Raw genomic sequence first — 21435 nt, 5'->3', positions numbered from 1 at the left:
CAAAAACTGTTTTTTTTACCGCATTACGACAAAGCAGATTGCTGTGTTTACCGACCACTGCTATAGTTCACAGCTGCTATCAATGGATTGACTGATATTTAAACAGCTAACCATTCATAAGCAAGTAAATGAGTAGATGACTCAGATTAGACAGTGCTGCAATCGGCGTAAGACACGGTCAACTGAGTTCCTTATCGCTCTACTCACGTACACTCATGTTGAGTATTCACCGCCACATCGCGGATCATAGGCTAACTCCCTATGATGACTGACGTGCCCCAGAGCATCCCTCTCCAGCCGGGAGGCTGCACCGATAAAGCCATGGGATCTGGCACCATGAGAAACGAACTAAAGCGATAAGACCAATGATGAAAATAAGAAAAGACAATGAGAATTTCTAAATGAAAAGAATGTTAATTAACGCAACTCAAAAAGAAGAGTTGCGTGTCGCTTTGGTTGATGGCCAGCGACTGTTCGATCTAGATATCGAAAGTCCAGGTCACGAATCAAAGAAAGCGAATATCTACAAAGGACGTATTACCCGTATTGAACCAAGCCTAGAAGCGGCATTTGTTGATTACGGCGCAGAACGTCACGGTTTCCTCCCTCTTAAAGAAATTGCCCGCGAATACTTCCCTGAAGGTTATACATACCAAGGCCGTCCTAGCATTAAAGAAGTGCTAAGAGAAGGACAAGAAGTAATCGTACAAGTTGAGAAAGAAGAACGTGGTAGCAAAGGCGCTGCACTGACAACTTTCATCTCTTTAGCGGGTAGTTACTTAGTTCTTATGCCTAATAACCCTCGTGCTGGCGGTATTTCTCGTCGTATCGAAGGTGATGAACGCACTCAACTGAAAGCAGCATTAAGCACTCTTGAGCTTCCTCAAGGTATGGGCTTAATCGTGCGTACAGCGGGTGTAGGCAAAAGTGCAGAAGAGCTAGAGTGGGACTTGAACGTTCTATTGAATCACTGGGGCGCTATCAAGCAAGCTTCTGATTCAAATGCAGCTCCTTTCCTTATTCACCAAGAAAGTAACGTTATCGTTCGTGCGATTCGTGACTATCTACGTCGTGATATTGGCGAGATTCTAATCGACAGCAATACTATTTTTGAACGTGCACAAGCGCACATTCAATTAATACGCCCAGATTTCATGAATCGCGTTAAGAAATACGATGGTGAAGTACCACTATTCAGCCATTACCAGATTGAAAGCCAGATCGAATCTGCTTTCCAACGTGAAGTTCGTCTTCCATCTGGTGGTTCTATCGTAATCGACCCAACAGAAGCTCTGACTTCTATCGATATCAACTCTGCTCGTGCAACAAAGGGCGGCGATATCGAAGAAACAGCACTTAACACTAACCTAGAAGCAGCCGATGAAATTGCACGTCAATTACGTCTACGTGACCTAGGTGGTCTTGTTGTTATCGACTTTATCGATATGACTCCGGTTCGCCACCAACGCGAAGTAGAAAGCCGTCTACGTGATGCTGTTCGTTTAGATCGCGCACGTGTTCAGATTGGTCGTATTTCTCGCTTTGGTCTTCTAGAGATGTCTCGTCAACGTTTGAGTCCATCACTAGCAGAAGCAAGCCACCACATTTGTCCTCGTTGTACAGGTACTGGTGTTGTTCGTGATAACGAATCTCTAGCACTATCTGTTCTACGTCTGATCGAAGAAGAAGCTCTAAAAGACAACACTGCGCAAGTTCTTGCTGTAGTCCCTGTTCCTATCGCTTCTTACCTATTGAACGAAAAACGTCGCTCAGTAAACCACATCGAGAAGAACCAAGAAGTTAAGATCACTGTAGTTCCTAACTCTGACATGGAAACACCGCACTTTGAGGTTATCCGTGTTCGTGAAGGTGAAGAGTTCGACCTACTGTCTTACTTGCTGCCTACCAAGCTAGAAGCTCTAAAAGAAGCAGAAAGCAAAGAGCCTGCAGAGCAGACTATTCGTCCTAAGAAGATCGAAGAGCCAGCTCTTAAAGGCTTCGCAGCTCCTGCTCAATCAGCACCGACTCCAGCTCCAGCACCTAAAGCTGTAGAAGAGAAGAAAGCTGAATCAGCAGCGACTCAAGAACCAGGTTTAGTTGGTCGTTTCTTCAAAGCTATTGGTAGCTTCTTATTTGGCTCTTCAACTCAAGAAGAGAAAAAAGAAGAAGAGAAGCAAGAAGAAAAACCTAAGAACAATCGCAACAACGGCAACCGTCAACGCCGTGATCGTAACGATAACCGTCGTCGTAACCAACGTGGTGACCGTGGCGAACAACGTGGTGAGCGTAGTGATAATCGTAACGAAAACCGCGACAACAAACGCCGTCGTAAGCCAGTTCGTGATGAGAAGCCTGAAGAGCAGAAAGAAACAGCTCCACAGCAAAATCGTCAGCCTCGTAAGCCTAAGCAAGATCGTCGCAATAAGCCACGTGATGAGCAGAAGCAACGCGAAGAGCTAGCTCCATCTAAATTAGCAGAAGAAGGTCTACAGCTAGCGGCAGAAGCTCAAGCTGATAAACTAGAAGCGCCTAAGGCTAAGCCAGAAGCGAAAGCAGCTAAGATTAAAGAGCGTCGTCAGCGTCGTAAACTGAACAAGCAAGTTCGTATTAAAGACCAAAAAGCTGAAGCTGCAGAAAACTCGTCAAATGAGTCTGCTGTTGTTAAAGAGCAGTCTATTGCGAAAGAACAATCAGTAGCTCAAGAGCAAAAAGTTGCGGAACAAGTAGAAGCAACTCAAGCAAACGCTGATGAACAAACAGAACAGGAAGAGCCGAAGCAACGTCGTAACCGCCGTTCACCACGTCACCTACGTGCAAGTGGTCAACGTCGTCGTCGCGGTCGTGATCGTCGCCCTAACCCATTCCGCCTGCGTAAAGGTGGTGTAGCTTCTCCAGAGATGGCTATGGGTAAAGTGATGCCTCGCTTCATTCCAAAACCTCACCATAATCAGGCAAAACCTGAAGTGGCTGAAGTTGAAGTAGCAGTTGAAACTCAAGTTGCTGTACAAGAGCAAAACGTAGCTCAAGAGACGGCACCGCAAAGTAACACTGCTATGGCAGGCGGCTTTGCATGTCCTGAACTTGCGATGGGTAAAGTCATTATCCGTCGTGAAGAAGCTGTTATTGCTGAAACAGTGGCAATTGAAGCTCCTGCTGTCGCTGAAGAAGCACCAGTGGTCGTTGAAACTGCGAAAGTTGAAGCGCCTGTTGTAGCAGAAGCTGTGCAAGTAGAAGCAACACCAGTTGTTGAAGCTGAAGCACCTAAAGCTGAAAGTGCAAAAGTAGAAGAAGCTCCTGTGGTAAAAGCAGAAGCTCCTAAAGCGGCACCAAAGGCAGCTGTTGCTAAAAAACAAGCAGGCTCACCAATGACTAAAGCTCCTGGTCCTCAAGAGATCAAAGAGATTCAAGTTGTTGCGGCTCCATTCCGTACTGAGCGTTTTGTATCGAAAGGTGCAGGTAGCCAAGCAGCGTCAAATAAAGCCGGCGCAGGCATGACTAAACCTCAATACTAGTGAGCTTCGCAGAGTAATCTGCAGAGAACTATCTAAGGGCGACTTATTCATAAGTCGCCCTTTTTTATATCCACAGCTCCGATTAGTTATAATAGATATATTACTCAAAATAGGGTTCAACCTTGAACTTAATCACATTTTTGGGTAGCATTCGCGCACTTATCTTTTCGACACTTAGCTATTGCCGCTCTTTTCCATCACTGTTTGGCTACGCAATACACTCGTGTCGGTAAATCCATTTTTAGCATAGCTGAGCAAACATGTTCGAATTCCCACAATTTTCAAAGCACTCTGTAAAAAATGACGTGCTTTCAGGTCTTACAGTAGCCCTAGCTCTGGTACCTGAAGCCGTAGCATTCGCCTTCGTTGCAGGCGTTGACCCAATGGTTGGTCTTTACGCAGCATTCATCGTAGGTTTAATCACTTCTGTCTTCGGCGGTCGTCCAGGTATGATTTCTGGTGCAACTGGCGCAATGGCTGTTGTAATGGTGAGCCTAGTAGCAACTCACGGCGTTCAATACCTCTTTGCGGCAGTTATGCTAGCCGGCCTTCTGCAAATTGCAGCGGGTGTATTCAAGCTAGGTAAATTCATCCGTATCGTTCCGCACCCAGTAATGATTGGTTTCGTGAACGGTTTAGCGATCGTTATCTTCTTAGCGCAGCTTGGACAATTTAAAGCACCAGACGTAACAGGTGCGCTAACTTGGTTACCAAGCGGTCAAATGACACTGATGTTAGGTCTTGTAGCACTGACTATGGCTATCATCCACTTCCTACCTAAACTAACAACAGCGGTACCATCGTCATTGGTTGCTATTGTTACGGTAACGGCTTTGGTTGTTGGCCTTGATCTAGAAACTCGTACTGTTGTTGATTTCTTACGCACTATGTCTGGTGACGAAGCAGCAACACTAGCGGGCTCTCTACCAACATTCTCTATTCCAGCAGTACCGTTTAGCCTAGAAACGCTATACATCATCCTGCCTTACGCAGTGATTCTTGCAGCGATTGGTCTAATCGAATCACTACTAACGCTAACCGTACTAGACGAAATGACAAACACTCGTGGCCAATCTAACCGTGAATGTGTCGGTCAAGGTATGGCTAACGTAACGTGTTCTGTATTCGGTGCGATGGGTGGTTGTGCGATGATCGGTCAATCGATGATCAACGTAAACTCAGGCGGTCGTGGTCGTCTTTCAGGTATCGTAGCGGCAGTTGCACTACTGATGTTCATCCTGTTTGGCTCTGCACTGATTGAAATGATTCCTCTAGCAGCACTTGTGGGCGTAATGTTCATGGTTGTTATCGGTACGTTTGAATGGGCAACCTTCAAGCTTGCGCGTCGCGTTCCTAAGCAAGACTTCTTCGTTATCGTCCTTGTAACTGTAGTTACAGTACTAACAGACCTTGCGGTAGCAGTTGGTGTGGGTGTTGTTGCGTCTGCACTAATGTTTGCATGGCAACATGCTAAACACATCTACGCAGACACATCAGTAAACGCTGAGGGCTCTAAAGAGTACAAAGTTAACGGTCCAATCTTCTTTGGTTCAACCGCTAACTTCCTTGAGTTGTTTGACTCATACAACGATCCACAAGATGTTATCGTTGATTTCGCAAACTCACGCGTTACTGACCACTCTGCTATTGAAGCGATCGACACGATTGCTGACCGTTACGCGGCATTAGGTAAAACACTTCACCTTCGCCACCTAAGCCAAGACTGTGTTGCTATGCTGCACAAAGCTGGCAGCTTAGTTGAAGCGAACGTTGCAGAAGACCCAATCTACAAAGTAATGTCTAAGTAAGCTTAGTCATTACTTAAAGCTAGATTTAGAAAGGCCGGCATTGAATGTCGGCCTTTTTTATATCGATGAACCTTAATACTTTATCGCCCAACCAAGAACACAGCCTCTACACTATATTGAACGCAGTATCGCTTCGCTCGACTCTTCGATTAAATCCAACACTAATTCAAAGCCATTCCCCTCACCATAATAAGGATCGGGAATTTCTTGATATTGTGACTCTCCAAAACTCAAAAATAACGCGATCTTGTATTGGAGGTGAACTGGACACTGGCTCATTAAGTCACCTAAATTCGCCTTGTCTGCCGCGAGTATCAGGTCAAACTCTTCGAAGTCATTATCTACCACTTTACGAGAAGTAATCCCTTTAAAGCTGTAGCCTCGCTTCTCTCCTGCTGACTTGGAACGAGAGTCTGGCGGGTTGCCTTGATGAAAACCAATCGTCCCTGCAGAATCGACAATAACATCCATTTCTAGCTGATTAGCCTTCTTCCTTAATACCGCTTCACCTGTTGGCGAGCGACAAATATTACCCATACAAACCACGAGTATCTTTTTCATCCGTAATCACCTGTTCTTCCGATGGTTTTTGCTATCGTTAAGTTAGGCTATGATAGGCGCAATCACAACTTAAAAGGATTTGTTATGTCGACTGAAGACAACAAAGAACAACGTCATAAAGCAAGACAACAGAAAGTAAAAGAACAAGTCGATGCACGTGTTGCAGCCGCGCAAGAAGTGAAAGGACTATTATTGGTTATTACTGGCAACGGTAAAGGAAAATCGACATCAGGTTTCGGTACGATTACACGTGCCGTCGGTCACGGTAAGAAATGTGCCGTTGCTCAGTTTGTAAAGGGAACTTGGGATAACGGTGAAAAGAACGTTCTTCAAAAACTCGATGTAGAGTTCCAAGTGATGGGTACAGGCTTTACTTGGGAAACTCAAAATAAGGCGAAAGATATTGAAGCCGCACAGCGCGTATGGAAAGAGTGCCAACGCATGCTAGCTGATGAGTCGATTGATGTAATTCTGTTTGATGAGCTGACGTACATGGTGAGCTATGGCTACATTGAACTGGATGAAGTGGTAGAAGCTCTGAATAACCGTCCTAAAATGCAATCAGTGATCATCACAGGCCGTGGAGCACACCGCACTTTAACGGACATGGCCGATACCGTGTCTGAAGTTCGTAACGTTAAACACGCTTTCGAATCCGGTGTAAAAGCTCTGCAAGGCGTTGACTGGTAATCGCATTCAACCAGAGATCCCCGACTCGGTCATTCTTCCCTCTCGAGGATGACGACCACTAGACTGTCACGCCCTTGAACAAGGCACTAATACCTATCGTCATTCCCTAATGCGAGGGACGAGCTTCATAGGGAATCTCTCTTGGGTATTATCAGCATCCAAACAAAAGCGCCATTCCTCGTAATAAGGAATGGCGCTTTTTATATGCTATTTATTTAAAATAGCGATTAGTTAAACAAGCCTTTGAGTAAACCATTGACTGCATCTCTAGTTTTCTCATCTTTGATCTTGTCACCGTATTTTTCTTCAAGTTTCTTAATACCACGATCAATCTCTTTTTCAGCTTTCTGTTTCAACACACCATCAAAAACAAGCCCAAATTTCGGGTCAGCCCACTGGCCGGTTACCTTAATTGGAATCGTCACATCTTTGAGATCATCAATGCTCTTACCACCCTGGCCTTCAAGCGAGCCAACAATTGACGTGCGAACCAGGAAGTCGACCGTTTCATTGATGAAGTTTGCTTTACCTTGACCTGTCACGCGTAAAAGAGGTGACTGTGCCGATAAGTCATTCGTTGAAACCCAACCTTTATCAACCTTGAGTGTTGCTTTCATTGCACTAAAATCTGTCTTTTGAGACTCGTCTTTGCTTTCGACTTTCTCGCCTTTGATCTTAGCGTAGTTTTCTCGAATCAGTTGCGCGATGTTGATGCCATTAACCGCACCATCTTCAAAGTTAATCGCAATAGTACCAACCAAGTTCTTCTTGATTCCTGTTGGCGTCAAACTCTTACCTTTAACGTTAACATCGATATTACCGGTACCTTCCAGCGTATCGTTGTTCGCTACGTCAACCAGTAACGGTTGTACTTTTACGCCTTTAATCTTTTTCTTAGCCGTGTAAGTCGCAGGCGTCTTGCGTGCATCTAATCGTGCTGTTGCCGAGATAGAGCCTTGGTAAAGATTCGAGGTAAACGATGTCAGATCTGCGATACCACGGTTAACTGAGAACGCAGTTTTCACGTTCTGCATTTTTGCGTTGTTCGCCTTAAACTTATCGATTGTGATATTACCTTTCACATCGAGCGTTTTCAGAGCTGACAGATCAGGTTCTACTTCTTTCGCAGGAGCCGAGTTATCTGAACTTGAAGTCGAGCTACCTGAGCTTGACGTCGAAGAAGCTGCAGTGTTTGAAGTTGAGCCACCAGCTGAACCAGAAGGTTTAGTGCTCGCGGTTTCTGCTGTATTACCTAGGCCTAAGAACTCATCTAAATCGATGTTCGGACTATGAAGAGAAAAACGAACCTTTGGTATTTCAGATAAAGTGATGTCCGCTTTACCGTCTAGTGCGATAGCGTTAGCTTGCAGCTTCTCTAGCACAAAGCTCAAGTGATTCTTAGTTAGATCAAAGCTTAAGTCAGACAGCATATCCACTTTCATTGGTGATTGAGGAAGCGTTTCACCTTTGAATGTTGAGTCTAGTGTTAACTTGTTCAGTGTAACTTTTGAGATCGCGCTATCGACAGTTAAGTCACCGCCACCTTTAAGAGCAAGGTCAAGACCAGCAGCATTACCAATCACCGCATAAGTCAGTTGGTTAACCTTATCGAACTCAAACGTATTTAAGCCAATCTTCGCTGACTCGATCGACGTTGCTGAATCATTGAACTTCGCATTAAGGTCAATATTTCGTAATGCGTAGCTTGCAAATCCTTCCGCTAATTGGAATTCAGCACTGCCATTTGCAGAGAACTTCTGTTGGTTGTTTTCACCAGAAGCCGCAAACGTCGCGGTCGTCCATGTATCAACGGCAAACTCAGATAAGTTCAAAGACACATCGTATAGTTTAGTGAATGAACCTGCTTGCTTGTCGTCCATCTCAAACAATGCGTTTGAGACAGTTACACCTGCAAGATTGATCGTCCAGCCAGATGTGTCTGTAGAAGTTTGCTCTTGAGGCGCTGGTGTTGCTTCAGAACTTGTATCCGCTGCAGGTTCAGACTCCTTAGGAGCTGACGCTTGTGTGAGCGCATCGATGTTCTTGCGACCATCTTTAAGCGTTTCTAAATAAAATTCTGCACCATCTAGAGTGATGTTGCCAATCTCTAGTTGGTTGCTAAATAGCGGAGTAACCGAAACATCAACGCCAACCGTATCAACCTTAAACAGGTTTGGTTGGGTGAACCCTTCAGGGTTACGTAATTCAGTTTGACCAAGTTCGAAGCCAATAGATGGGAAGAATTGCCAACTGATATCACCCTCGATCACGAGCTCTAGGCCTGTGTGTTTTTGGGCTTGTTCGACAATTAATGGCTTAAACTGGTTGGGATTCACTAACAGCACTAGTGCCAGAATTGCTGCAACGACAACAAACACTGGTACAGCTATGAAAATGAGTAGTTTCTTCATCCGCATATTCCTTGCTTAGATTCCAAAAGAAAGTGGCACTATAAAAGTGCCACTGATTCGGTAAAAAATAAAGCTAAGTGAGTCACTTAGGCAAAATTTTATTTGATTAAGACTTCAACAACTTCGCAATATGCGCTTTTAGCACATCAATCGCAATACGGTTTTTACCACCACGAGGAACGATGATGTCTGCATGTTGTTTTGAAGGCTCGATAAACTGCATGAACATTGGGCGTACTGTTTCTTGGTATTGTTTAAGTACCGTATCCATTGTTCGACCACGCTCTTCAACATCACGCTTAACACGACGTAGTAGACAGATGTCCAACGGTGTATCCATAAATACGCTTGCGTGCATTAGTGTACGAAGACGCGGGTCTGTCAGAAGCAGAATACCTTCTAAAATGATCACTTTCTTAGGAGTAAGTGTAGTCGTTTCAGAAGTGCGTGTGTGCTCTGTGTAGCTGTATTCAGGAACTTCTACGGCATTGCCACTCATTAGCTGCTGTAGATGTTCGCATAAAAGGTCATGATCTAGTGCATTTGGGTGGTCGTAGTTAGTTTTAACTCGCTCTTCCATACTCAAGTGACTTTGGTCGCTGTAATAGCAATCTTCCGTGATAACACCAATTTGATGGTCGCCTACTTTTTCGCGCAGCTCATTATAAATCGTACTCGCAATCAGGCTTTTTCCTGAAGCTGAAGCGCCAGCGATACCTACGATGACACATTGATTATTATCAGACATTAATTTGCACCCGATATGGTTTGGTGGTGGGAAGAGATAAACCGCCTGATTATAGGGGCTAAAGCATATAGATTCTAGTCGCGATGTTAGCTAATTGCAGTCAAATTGATGATCTCAATACATTTACTTAAAACAATCGTTTGCTTTCAAATAACTTAAATACAACTATGTGCACAAGCCCTATTGCTATCCACTTAATCCAACCGTTGTTTATCTCACCCAAACATGATTTACACGGCTTTGTGATCAGTCAGTGCTATTCAACCAAGGAAAAGTTAATCGCTTCTGGTCTCGCCTTACCCGTCCAGAACATCTTCGCAGCCACGTTCTCAGCAAGCTCTAAGTAGTGACGTGTATGTTCACTATCTGGACGACGAATCACCGTCGGAAAACCTGCATCGATATCTTCTCTCACATCAATATGCAGTGGGATCTGTGCCAAAATATCGAGGTAAAACTCTTCAGACATGGCTTCCGCGCCACCAGCGCCAAAGATATGCTCTTTCTCGCCACAGTGGCTACAGATATGGTAGCTCATGTTTTCCACTAAGCCTGCCACTGGCACGCTCACTTTATCAAACATCGCCACACCTTTACGCGCATCCGCTAATGCTAAATCTTGAGGGGTGGTCACCACAACCGCGCCCGTCACTGGGATCTGCTGCGAAAGCGTTAGCTGAATATCACCCGTACCCGGTGGCATGTCGATAACAAGGTAATCCAGTTCTGGCCATACGGTTTCATTCACAAGCTGACCTAATGCTTTCGCCGCCATTGGACCACGCCAGATAGCTGCATCATCTTTTGATACAAGGTAACCGATAGAATGAGTAAAAATGCCATGCGCCTCGATTGGCATCATCCATTTGTTATTCTGTACTTCTGGTTTTGCGTCTAGCTGACCAAGCATCATAGGCACTGATGGACCGTAGATATCCGCATCCAACAAGCCCACTTTTGAGCCTGACTTAGATAACGCTAGCGCAAGGTTTACTGAAGTTGTGGATTTACCCACCCCTCCCTTTGCCGACGTCACGGCGATAATGTTCTTAACGCCCTTCAAAGGTGTCGCGACTGTTGTTTCTAGCGAAGACGGCTTCACTTTTACTTCAAACTGAAAAGCGCTAACAAGTTGCTGTTCAATCTGGGAGTGGATCCACTGTTCCAGTTCAATCGCGAGCTGATTAGCAGCAAAGGGTAAAGTAATAACGAATGACCCACGAGGATCAACCGATACAATATTTTGGTGTAGCGCCCACTCAGGTATGAGGATTGGTGACTCGAACTCATTCAACCATGAACAGAAATCTTGCTTAGAAGTAAAGTTACGCATTGGGGCTCCTTTTTTTATTTATGCTATCACCCACGAGATGAAGACTGAACCCCTAAAAAACTAGGGGAATCCTTTGTCTGATAACTTGGCGTATCACACGTTATAAAGTAGTATTACCTCTCAAAATTTATACCTATCAAAAAAGCGAATTATTAAGTATGGCAACTGATCCAAGACAACTTTTGGTAACTTGTGCGCTTCCGTACGCTAACGGCTCTATTCACCTTGGTCATATGCTTGAGCATATCCAAGCTGATATCTGGGTTCGATACCAGCGTCTACGTGGCAACACTGTAAACTTCATCTGTGCTGACGATGCTCACGGCACGCCAATTATGCTTAAAGCTCAACAGATGGGTATCACGCCAGAAGAGATGATCGCTGCTGTTAGTGAAGAGCACCAAAAAGACTTCGCTGGCTTTGATATCAGCTTTGATAACTACCACAGCACACATAGCGAAGAGAACCGTGAACTGGCTTCTCACATCTATCTAGAACTTAAAAAGAACGGCTTCATTTCTAGCCGTACTATTTCTCAGCTTTTCGATCCTGAGAAAGAGATGTTCCTACCAGACCGCTTCGTAAAAGGTGCTTGCCCTAAGTGTAAGTCAGAAGACCAGTATGGTGATAACTGTGATAACTGTGGTGAGACATACAGCCCAACTGAGCTAATTAACCCAAAATCAGCGGTTTCTGGCGCAACTCCAGTAATGAAAGACTCTGAGCACTTCTTCTTCGACCTACCTCAGTTCGAAAGCATGCTTAAAGAGTGGACTCGCTCTGGCTCTCTACAGAATGAAACTGCAAACAAAATGCAGGAATGGTTCGAGTCTGGCCTGCAACAGTGGGATATCTCACGTGATGCACCTTACTTCGGCTTCGAAATCCCAGGCGAGAAAAACAAATTTTTCTACGTATGGCTAGACGCTCCTGTTGGCTACATGGCTTCTTTCAAGAACCTATGTGACAAGCGTGACGACCTAAACTTTGACGAATACTGGAAGAAAGACAGCACAACTGAGCTTTACCACTTCATCGGTAAAGACATCGTTTACTTCCACAGCCTATTCTGGCCTGCAATGCTAGAAGGCGCGGGTTTCCGTAAGCCAAACAACGTATTCGTACACGGCTACGTAACGGTGAATGGTGCGAAGATGTCTAAGTCGAAAGGCACATTCATCAAAGCAAGTACGTACTTAAACCACCTAGACCCTGAGTGTCTACGCTACTACTACGCTGCGAAACTAAACAGCCGTATCGATGACCTTGACCTTAACCTTGAAGACTTCACTCAACGTGTAAACGCCGACGTAGTAAACAAGATTGTTAACCTAGCATCTCGTAACGCTGGCTTCATCACTAAACGTTTTGAAGGCAAGCTGGCTACTGAGTTTGCTGAACCTGAGCTTTACAACGAATTCGTTGCTGCTGCTGAGCGTATCGGTCAGCTATACGAAACTCGTGAATTTAGCCGTGCTATCCGTGAAGTTACAGCACTAGCTGATAAGGCTAACCAATACATCGATGAAAAAGCACCTTGGGTACTTGCAAAAGAAGAAGGTAAAGAGAAAGAGCTGCAAGAAGTTTCTTCTGTGGGTATTAACCTATTCCGCGTATTAATGGCTTACCTGAAACCAGTTATGCCAGAGCTAGCGGCTCGCACTGAGGCTTTCCTAAATGAAGAGCTAACGTGGGAAGGTGTTGCTACTCCGCTGACGGATCACGAAATCACTAAGTTCAAAGCGCTGTTTAGCCGCATTGATCCGAAGAAAGTGGAAGCAATGATCGAGTCTTCTAAAGAAGATGCAGCCGCAGAAGCCGCTGCGAAAGAAAAAGCAGAAGCTGAAAAAGAGCAAGCAAGCCAAACTGAGCTAGACAAAGAGCCAATCGCAGACGAGATTGAATTCGATGCCTTTGCAGCAGTCGATATGCGTATTGCTCGTATTATCTCATGTGAAGAAGTACCAAAAGCGAACAAACTGCTGAAGTTCCAACTGGACATCGGTGGTGAAACTCGCCAAGTATTCTCTGGTATCAAGTCAGCGTACAAACCTGAAGAGTTAGAAGGCAAACTAACTGTCATGGTAGCAAACCTTAAACCTCGTAAGATGAAGTTTGGTATGTCTGAAGGCATGATCCTAGCTGCTGGCCCTGGTGGCAGTGACTTGTGGATCCTTGAACCACACGAAGGTGCTCAACCTGGTATGCGTGTAATGTAATTCTGGCTTCAGTCAGATAACAAGCACTCATAGCGAAATCCCTAATGCACTTTTAACTTGAATGAGTTGATAAGCATTGGGGATTTTTTATATCTACCGAAAATAAGCGTTCTCTGTTAGAGTCGCCGTCAACTATGCTATGTAGAGTAGAAATGGGTTTGCCGACAATAACGGGCTAACCAACACCTCTTTACTCTTCAAACCCTTTTTAGGAATCCCCAGTGACTAACAACGAAATCTTGCGTCGTATTCAACACGCGCTAAACCTTAAAAATGCACAGATCATTAAAGCTATCGAGCAAGCTGACGTGACCGTTGCTCATGACCAAGTGATTAATTGGCTAAAAGACGATAACGACAAGTCATGCTCTAAGATGAAAGATAAAGAGTTGGCGGTATTCCTAAATGGTTTTATCAACCTTAAACGTGGCAAAAAAGAAGGTGTTCAGCCTAAACCTGAAGTTGCTCTGACTAACAACATGATTTTCATGAAGCTGCGTATTGCGTTGAACATGAAAGCAGAAGATGTATTAGATATATTAGAAGTGGTAGGCATCAGCCTAAGTAAATACGAGATTGGTGCCTACTTCCGTAAGCCAGAGAACAAGAACTACAAAGTGTGTGAAGACCAATTACTTTGTGATTACTTAAATGGCGTTCAGTTCACTAACCGCCCAGACTCAGAAGAGTTTGCAGGGTAAGTTACGACTCATAAGTAAGTTATTACACACAGGTAACTTACTGCCTATTGGTAAGCTGTTACCAACTAACGATAAATAAAAAGCGGCGAGATAATCAAATTATCTCGCCGCTTTTTTGTTTTCTTTACGTCGTTTACTTAATAAGTAAACCAACCGTACTTTAATGAAAAGACTTAGCTGTCGTCTTCAGTAAAGTTTGTTGGCAACGTTGTTTTCATCTCGTTCCAAATCTGTGCGCTTGCGATACCGTAGTTACGAATCACAAGTGGCAAATTCTCACGCTCGCCACTTTCACAAATAACAAACAAGTTTTTGTAGAACTCCATGGCTAAACGACGAGCTTCCGGATTAGAGAAGTAATAGCTACCAACACGGTCGTACAATTTACGAACACCATTGAAGATCAGGCCATAAATTTGATTACCTGAATGGAAAGCTAATCGTTGGAAAAGCATGTAATCATAGAAATTAAAAGTTTTAGCAATTAAGATCGTTTGACGCTTCGCTTCATCTTTTTCTACATCTTCTTTCACTGATTGTTTGATTTTGTCAGCGTACGGAGAAGACTCTAGGAATTCATCCCATGTAGGTGCCGCAAGTAAAGCTTCACAAGATTCAATCACGTTAGTAATCGTACGCTCTGAAGCCTCTTTATTTGCTTTGAATGCATAACGCATAAAGATAGGGCTGATGTTAGTACGAGCAGCAAGCAGGTCTTCTACCATTTTGCTTGCGTTATCAACGTCCAACGTCATTAATGTATCAAGAATATGAAGACCTGACGTTTCCATAAACTGATTAACTTTAGTTGGCTTACCGTGTTGAATTGTCAACCAACCATCACGAGCAAGACGCTGAAGTACTTCACGAAGCGTAGTACGTGTAACACCAATCAACTCAGAAAGCTCACGCTCTGCGGGCAAGATAGAACCTGGAGCGAAACGGCCATTCCAAATACTTTCAATGATATACTTTTCTGCAAATCCTGCCGGGCTCTTTGCCTTAATGACCATCTACACTTCAATCCAATTTAATTATTTTGTTCTAATTTACTCATCATACCACTAGTTAACACCCTGCGGAAATACCCCCAAAAAATTTTACTCACTCAAAACCCAAGTAGAGTTAAAACTCTAAAGTTCAGCACACGTTTGCACTCGAGGTTTGGATAGCAAGCGACTACAAACCATCATTTAAACAAAACATTAACACAACAAATTCTTTTTAAAATCAATGAGATTGGTCATATTTTTAAATCTATTAATTTGCAATATTAAGTTGTAATAATCATATATAAGCCGTCGTTATTCTGTAAATTTTAATCATTTCGCTGAAATATTGATTCTAGTCGGTTTTTATCACATTTTAAGTGGTATGCTTGCGCTACTTTGATCGCGTTTCTCAACAAAAAAGAGGTATTTTTAGTGCTACAGGGGTTTTCCTGTTGACTAAATGTTATCTAAGAGTAGAGTTGCGCTCAAAAATAAGCAGTGCTTGAGTTTCTAAGGGAGTGACTTGGCAAGACCACAGAACATTACATGGAATGTAGTTTTTCTAAGTCACTGTTAGTTATAGGTTTTAACTAAATCTACAACTCGATTCTCAAAATGTTGTATTGCTTGTCTATTCATAATCAACATAAAAGAGTATTAACATGCCGATGTCTCTCGGAAACGCTTTTATCAAAAACTTCCTTGGTAAAGCTCCTGATTGGTATAAACTTGCCATCATTTCCTTTTTAATCATCAACCCGTTTGTTTTTTTCCTAGTAGACCCATTTGTTGCGGGCTGGCTATTAGTGGTTGAGTTTATTTTCACTTTAGCTATGGCTCTAAAATGCTACCCTCTCCAACCGGGTGGTTTATTGGCAATTCAAGCCGTCGCCATTGGCATGACTAAACCAGAAATGGTTTATCATGAGCTACAAGCAAACCTTCCAGTATTACTCTTACTAGTATTTATGGTTGCTGGCATCTACTTCATGAAAGAACTACTTCTGTTCATTTTTACGAAGATCCTGCTCGGTATCCAATCCAAAATTCTACTCTCTGTCGCTTTCTGTGTCGCCGCAGCATTCTTGTCTGCCTTCCTAGATGCGCTGACAGTAATCGCCGTAGTCATTAGCGTTGCGGTGGGCTTCTACTCTATCTACCACAAGGTTGCATCAGGTAAAGGCACAACGTCTGCACACGATCATACTCATGATGAAGAGATCTCTGAGCTAACTCGTGATGACCTAGAAAATTACCGCGCATTCCTACGTTCACTGCTTATGCACGCCGGTGTTGGTACTGCTCTAGGTGGTGTAATGACCATGGTAGGTGAACCGCAAAACTTAGTGATTGCTAAGCAAGCGGGCTGGGAGTTCGGTGAATTTATCATCCGCATGCTGCCAGTAACACTGCCTGTTTTCTTCTGCGGTATTCTGACTTGTGCACTTGTAGAAAAATTCAAAGTGTTTGGCTACGGTGCAGAGCTGCCAAATAATGTTCGCCAAATCTTAGTTGAATTTGACAACAAAGAACGCGCAAACCGCACCAAGCAAGACGTTGCAAAGCTATGGGTTCAAAGTGCAATCGCAGTTTGGCTTATTGTTGGTCTTGCGCTTCACGTCGCTGAAGTCGGTTTGATTGGCCTTTCAGTGATCATCTTAGCTACAGCGTTTACAGGTGTAATTGAAGAACACTCGATGGGTAAAGCCTTTGAAGAAGCACTGCCATTTACTGCACTTCTTGCCGTCTTTTTCGCGGTTGTTGCTGTAATCATCGACCAGGCTCTATTTAAGCCAGTAATCGATGCTGTACTTCACGTTGAAGATAAAGGCGCACAGCTCGCACTCTTCTACGTAGCCAACGGTATCTTGTCGATGGTTTCAGACAACGTATTCGTCGGTACGGTTTACATCAACGAAGTAAAAACAGCTCTGGTAGAAGGCATCATTACTCGCGACCAATTTGATCTGCTTGCTGTTGCTATCAACACAGGTACCAACCTACCTTCTGTTGCTACGCCAAACGGCCAAGCTGCATTCCTATTCCTATTAACGTCAGCACTTGCTCCGTTAATTCGACTGTCTTACGGCCGCATGGTAATCATGGCTTTGCCATATACTATCGTGTTAGCACTTGTTGGCCTTGCTGGTATTGTGTTCTTCGTAGAACCGATGACAGCATGGTTCTATGATGCAGGCTGGATCATTCACCGCACGGGTGAAGTGGTAGCTCCTGTTATCTCCGGTGGTCACTAACCCGGGTTTCTATAGCTAAACACAATAGATACATCTAACTAATCAAAAATATTAGTTGATTAGGAAACTTATCCAAGATAAAAAGCTCTGAGTAATCAGGGCTTTTTTATTTTATTGACAGGATTAAATTCGTGAACTTTTTTGCAATGCTCAAAGACTTCTCTAAGGGACGTTTATCTTGGCTTTTACTGCTGGCTTTTATTATCTTTTTTGAGGCATGTGCTCTTTTCTTTCAGCACGTGATGATGCTTGGCCCTTGCGTAATGTGTATCTACGAGCGCGTTGCTATGCTCGCTATCGGCATCGCAGCAATGATTGGTGCTATTGCCCCGCAGAATCCGATATCACGTTGGCTAGGTCTAGTTGGTTGGGGGTTAGGCGCGTATAAAGGGTTGATGCTTGCTTTGGAGCACGTTGACTACCAGTTTAACCCGTCTCCTTTCGCTACCTGCGACCTGTTTGTGACCTTCCCTAGCTGGGCCCCTCTAAACCAATGGGCGCCGTGGATGTTTGAGGCCTACGGCGACTGCAGCAAGGTAGTATGGCAGTTCTTAGAACTTTCAATGCCTCAATGGCTAGTGATTATCTTCGCGGGTAACCTGGTTGCTTTCGGTTTTGTAGTGATCTCTCAATTCGTTAAATCGAAGAATGACTAACAATTAGCTCATCATGTTAAGAAACGAAAAAGTCGACCACGAGGTCGACTTTTTTATTGCTTAAGCTTTTATCACTTAAAGAGAATCTAATGCTCATTCAAGCTTAATCTATCAACAAATCTCGATTAGCTGTTTTTACCGCAACATTGCTTGAATTTCTTGCCACTTTCACACGGACATAGATCGTTTCGACCAATGTCTTTAAATGGGTTCACGCTTTGTGACTTATTACCCAACATGGCTTCATCTGCCGCAAGTGCCACTTCAGAAATCATCAAATCAATCTGACCAACCAAGTCTGCAAGCGATGGCGGATTTTTAAGCCCTGCAGCGATCATTTGCTGTTGAGTTTGTTCTTCATCAATCGCTAGCATCAAGGTTGTTAGGAGCGCTTGCAACATACGCAGAGTGCCGTCCGCAACTGTCACGTTCTGCCACTGCTCTTCCACTGTTGGCCAAACCATCATAAAGCCTTCAGAAAAATCGGCGAATTGTTCGTTAAAATTACCTTCAGCCAGTACGTCTGTCAGTAAATATTCATTGCGCTGAATCAGGTTGTGCTGACGATTGATCTGCTCTGTCACCGTTGTTACAAGCTCTTTACCCGCTTCAGGCGCAACAATAGCGAGCCATTCCTCTGGATCTAATGGCTTGGTGGCTAAGTTAGAGGCAAGAATTGCGCCTTCCATAAACTGCGGAGTAATGTCAGTGATTGATTCAGGTAGGCTTAATAATTGATATGTCATGAAAGCTCTGGATATTGGGGCATTTTCGACATTATAACGCCATACTCCCTGAGTTGTCGCTATTTAGCGATAAACCATCATCAAGTAGGGTAACGCACACTAAGACAGGAAAACCATACTCATAGTGACAATCCTATAAGCAAACCGTACAATCACGCCTCTAATTTTTCGGCCCACTCAGTTTCGGTAAAGCAACATGCGAGTAATACTTGGCCCTATGGAGGGCGTTCTAGACCATCTAATGCGTGAAATTCTCACAGAGATCAATGATTACGATCTCTGTGTGACGGAATTTGTGCGCGTAGTTGATCAACTTCTTCCTCCGCATGTTTTTCACCGTATTTGCCCTGAATTGCATCAAGGCTCTCAGACCATGGCTGGTGTTCCAATCCATCTCCAGCTTCTAGGACAACACCCAAATTGGATGGCCGAGAATGCTTTTCAAGCTGCTAGTTTAGGCGCTAAAGGCATTGATCTTAATTTTGGTTGCCCTGCAAAAGCGGTAAACAAAAGTAATGGTGGTGCGTCACTGCTAAAAGAACCAGAACTCATCTATCAAGTGGTGAAGTCTTGTCGAGATGCGGTGCCAGCACACATTCCTGTATCCGCAAAAATTCGATTAGGTTGGGAACACCCGGAAGAGTGCTTTGAAATTGTCAACGCTATCGAACAAGCAAAGGCAGACGAACTCACTGTGCATGCAAGAACCAAAGTTGGCGGCTATAAAGCCAGCGAAATTAAATGGGATTACATCAATCAAATAAGAGAAAAAACGTCTCTACCTTTGATTGCTAATGGGGAAATTTGGAACTATCAAGATGGTCAAGATTGCATAGAAGCCACTGGCGTCGATTCATTGATGGTCTGCCGTGGCGCTTTCAACATTCCAAATCTTGGCAACGTCGTTAAGCACAACCACCAAAAAATGCCGTGGAATAAAGTCATCGAACTTTTGCTACGCTATTCAGAGTTTCAAATAAAAGGGGACAAAGGCATGTACTACCCCAACAGGGTGAAACAGTGGTTTGTTTATCTAAGTAAAGGCTACCCTGAAGCAAACGAACTATTTAAAGAAATTCGTACTTTCAAGAAAGCGCCACCTATTGTAGAGCGCCTTCAGCGTTATCAAGAGGAACATCGCCAAACTGTGTGAGTTAGTTCCCCTTATTCTCTAGCATAGAAGTTCAATAGCGTGGTTAAAATACGATGCGGTCTTTACCTGTCGTCTTAGCCACGTACAACTTTTCATCCGCGTGTTTGAATATCTCTTCAAAGCTTAGGTTGTTATGCTCAGCTTCAGTAATACAAACACCACCAGAGACAGTAAAACCATTAGGTACAATGTTAGCTGAGTTCGCACAGACAGCATTTTTAACACGCTCTAATGTCCTGATTAACGTTTCACGATCATCACCTTTTAGATAAACGACAAACTCTTCACCACCAAACCTTGCTGCGACATCACTACTTCGAATGCTATTACTTATCTGACGGGACATGTAGCGAATAACATCATCCCCTTTGTCATGCCCAAAGGTATCATTAATAAACTTGAAATTATCAATGTCAAATACAGTCAAGGCGAATAACTGGTCATGCTCTACACTGCGCCAAAAAGCTTCCAGTCCCCTGCGATTTAGCAGCCCGGTCATCGGGTCTTTAGCTGCTAGCTCTTTGAAATAACCGCGTTCAATATTGGAATTTACGTAGAAAAAAAGCGTTACAGAGAATAAATATACAATGATGGCGACAATCAGACTGTCTTTCTCATAGACAAAAAAGTGCTCCACTTCTTTGGCAAAATCTAATTCGTAATACATCGCGTGATGAGAAGCGACCCCTTCCAGTTTTATCGCGTGATAGAAAGTAGCGCTATCAACCGGATTAACCAAAGTGGTATCAATAATATCGATTCTACCGGCTAAGTGCTCATTCGAATTAGCAAGCAGTTTACTTGCGTCAATCTCAACAGAAAGCATTCCTTGATGTGTCCCGTTATGAAAGACAGGAATCGTCATGCTTATCATACGGTCAAGAGAGTCAAATCGATACGCAGGACCCGTTAAAGTCAATTGTTCTGGATTGTTGGCGGTTCTTTGCCAATACGGACGGCTTTTTATAGTCGAGAGTAGTTCTTTCCCTAGATCTTTAGCAAAGTCTTCTGGCGAAGAGATCACATAACCACGAGTATCTATAAAGTGCACGCCGTTGTGGTATTCATCAAGCTGGGACAAAAATGAAAGAATTGGTGCGAGAGCAATTTTTTCTGACGCACTTTTATAGCTATCACTGGTTTCATTACAAAGGGATTCTTGACCAACCAACATATAGTCGATATCGACAGAGGGGATATCTGCGGTTTTTCCGTCAGCAAGAAGTAATACGTCAATGGGCCAAATTCGGCAAAGACCATCAACCACTTGCTTATTGTGATCAAGGAAAAGAGGGTTTCCTGATTTGTAGTAATTAGAGAAGCTGTAGTCTAGAGCGGTAACAATTTTGGTCGTTCGTTTAAACACTTCTTCAATACGCTGAAATTCACTGCTGATGTCTTTTTCAACCGCATCAAAATGATTTTTTCCTATCAGCCCAAGTAACATGGTCGCGATCACAGCGGGAAAGCCGAAGACAAAGGTAAGGCTAAAGTGCCTATTTACTTTCATAGAATGTGCTCTTAGCGCTCAATTATTTTCATTAGTCCCATTAATATTATGACATTAATCGACAGTCCTCTCGATGTAAAATAATGTAAATTGATATTAACGATTCGCCTGACGGGGAAATAACTACTTAAAAATGAATA

At 43.6% G+C, this 21435-nt stretch carries 15 protein-coding genes; 8 read left to right on the top strand and 7 right to left on the bottom strand.

The window, feature by feature from the left end; genetic code table 11:
* Positions 1-401 precede the first annotated feature (401 nt).
* Together rne and Q5H80_RS04770 are read left to right on the top strand one after the other, a co-directional pair.
* On the top strand, positions 402-3512 hold the full coding sequence (gene rne, locus Q5H80_RS04775) for a ribonuclease E (RefSeq protein ID WP_304569006.1): 3111 nt from the start codon (positions 402-404) through the stop codon (positions 3510-3512).
* Between the two features lie 260 nt (positions 3513-3772).
* The gene (locus Q5H80_RS04770; RefSeq protein WP_009848614.1) at positions 3773-5320 is read left to right on the top strand and encodes a SulP family inorganic anion transporter; all 1548 of its coding nucleotides are present in this window, start codon (positions 3773-3775) and stop codon (positions 5318-5320) included.
* A gap of 111 nt (positions 5321-5431) precedes the next feature.
* On the opposite strand, the gene Q5H80_RS04765 is transcribed toward Q5H80_RS04770, so the two are convergent.
* Complete coding sequence (locus Q5H80_RS04765) at positions 5432-5881, bottom strand: low molecular weight protein-tyrosine-phosphatase (protein WP_304569005.1); 450 nt, start codon at positions 5879-5881, stop codon at positions 5432-5434.
* Positions 5882-5965: 84 nt separating this feature from the next.
* Here Q5H80_RS04765 and cobO point away from each other — a divergent pair, with 84 nt between their 5' ends.
* Positions 5966-6571, top strand: a complete 606-nt coding sequence (gene cobO / locus Q5H80_RS04760) for a cob(I)yrinic acid a,c-diamide adenosyltransferase (protein ID WP_029224060.1) — start codon at positions 5966-5968, stop codon at positions 6569-6571.
* Positions 6572-6798: 227 nt separating this feature from the next.
* Here cobO and Q5H80_RS04755 read toward each other — a convergent pair whose 3' ends face one another.
* From Q5H80_RS04755 to apbC, 3 genes are all read right to left on the bottom strand, one after another.
* Positions 6799-8982, bottom strand: coding sequence for an AsmA family protein (locus tag Q5H80_RS04755; protein ID WP_304569004.1), 2184 nt, complete (start codon positions 8980-8982; stop codon positions 6799-6801).
* A 106-nt stretch (positions 8983-9088) separates the two neighbouring features.
* Positions 9089-9730, bottom strand: a complete 642-nt coding sequence (gene udk / locus Q5H80_RS04750) for a uridine kinase (protein WP_304569003.1) — start codon at positions 9728-9730, stop codon at positions 9089-9091.
* A 256-nt stretch (positions 9731-9986) separates the two neighbouring features.
* Positions 9987-11063 (bottom strand): iron-sulfur cluster carrier protein ApbC, encoded by a 1077-nt coding sequence (gene apbC, locus Q5H80_RS04745; RefSeq protein ID WP_304569002.1) that lies wholly within the window; start codon positions 11061-11063, stop codon positions 9987-9989.
* A gap of 158 nt (positions 11064-11221) precedes the next feature.
* Here apbC and metG point away from each other — a divergent pair, with 158 nt between their 5' ends.
* Positions 11222-13282, top strand: a complete 2061-nt coding sequence (gene metG / locus Q5H80_RS04740; RefSeq protein ID WP_304569001.1) for a methionine--tRNA ligase — start codon at positions 11222-11224, stop codon at positions 13280-13282.
* 221 nt (positions 13283-13503) lie between these two features.
* Positions 13504-13983 carry a DUF1456 family protein gene (locus Q5H80_RS04735; RefSeq protein WP_304569000.1) on the top strand — a complete coding sequence of 160 codons (480 nt, stop codon included), beginning with the start codon at positions 13504-13506 and terminating at the stop codon, positions 13981-13983.
* A 173-nt stretch (positions 13984-14156) separates the two neighbouring features.
* Here Q5H80_RS04735 and fadR read toward each other — a convergent pair whose 3' ends face one another.
* Entirely contained in the window at positions 14157-14996 is an 840-nt protein-coding gene (gene fadR / locus Q5H80_RS04730; RefSeq protein ID WP_304568999.1) for a fatty acid metabolism transcriptional regulator FadR, read from the bottom strand.
* Positions 14997-15637: 641 nt separating this feature from the next.
* Here fadR and nhaB point away from each other — a divergent pair.
* Both nhaB and dsbB read left to right on the top strand, forming a co-directional pair.
* Positions 15638-17230: a Na(+)/H(+) antiporter NhaB gene (gene nhaB / locus Q5H80_RS04725; protein ID WP_304568998.1), complete on the top strand. Its 1593-nt coding sequence runs from the start codon at positions 15638-15640 to the stop codon at positions 17228-17230.
* A 131-nt stretch (positions 17231-17361) separates the two neighbouring features.
* Complete coding sequence (dsbB, locus tag Q5H80_RS04720; RefSeq protein WP_304568997.1) at positions 17362-17886, top strand: disulfide bond formation protein DsbB; 525 nt, start codon at positions 17362-17364, stop codon at positions 17884-17886.
* Between the two features lie 125 nt (positions 17887-18011).
* Here the strand turns inward: dsbB and Q5H80_RS04715 are convergent, their stop codons facing one another.
* Positions 18012-18632: an SEC-C metal-binding domain-containing protein gene (locus Q5H80_RS04715; protein WP_304568996.1), complete on the bottom strand. Its 621-nt coding sequence runs from the start codon at positions 18630-18632 to the stop codon at positions 18012-18014.
* A 196-nt stretch (positions 18633-18828) separates the two neighbouring features.
* On the opposite strand from Q5H80_RS04715, the gene dusC reads away from it, so the two are divergent.
* Positions 18829-19785, top strand: a complete 957-nt coding sequence (gene dusC, locus Q5H80_RS04710) for a tRNA dihydrouridine(16) synthase DusC (RefSeq protein WP_304568995.1) — start codon at positions 18829-18831, stop codon at positions 19783-19785.
* 43 nt (positions 19786-19828) lie between these two features.
* Here dusC and Q5H80_RS04705 read toward each other — a convergent pair whose 3' ends face one another.
* Positions 19829-21295, bottom strand: a complete 1467-nt coding sequence (locus Q5H80_RS04705; RefSeq protein WP_304568994.1) for a sensor domain-containing diguanylate cyclase — start codon at positions 21293-21295, stop codon at positions 19829-19831.
* Between the last annotated feature and the right edge of the window lie 140 nt (positions 21296-21435).

This window comes from Vibrio sp. SNU_ST1, assembly GCF_030563405.1.
Lineage (GTDB): Bacteria > Pseudomonadota > Gammaproteobacteria > Enterobacterales > Vibrionaceae > Vibrio.
Note: the sequence above shows the minus strand (reverse complement) of the source record. Positions and strands in the feature narration are given on the sequence as shown.